The sequence below is a fragment of the Vibrio sp. 10N.222.55.C6 genome, from assembly GCF_041473395.1.
GTDB classification, from domain to species: Bacteria; Pseudomonadota; Gammaproteobacteria; order Enterobacterales; family Vibrionaceae; genus Vibrio; species Vibrio crassostreae_C.
In genome coordinates, this window is record NZ_JBFRSD010000211.1 from 1 (window position 1) to 212 (window position 212).

At 47.6% G+C, this 212-nt stretch carries 1 protein-coding gene; it reads right to left on the reverse strand.

Features of this window, described 5'->3' with window-relative positions:
• Nucleotides 1–212, reverse strand: a 212-nt coding sequence (locus AB4486_RS23290) for a glycogen/starch/alpha-glucan phosphorylase (RefSeq protein ID WP_372118903.1), incomplete at both ends; no start/stop codon positions are given.

A 212-nucleotide genomic window follows, 5' to 3' on the forward strand; every position in this document is an offset into this window, starting at 1 on the left:
ATGTGACGTGGAAGAAGACGATTGATCAGTGATTCAGACCAAGTCTCTAGCGCTTCTGGAAGTAGTGTGTGGTTCGTGTAAGCGAACGTGTGAGCACTGATTTCCCATGCTTGATCCCAAGATAGACCTTTCTCGTCAATCAGGATGCGCATTAGCTCAGGAATCGCGATCGTTGGGTGTGTATCGTTCAGCTGAATCGTTTCTTGCTTAGG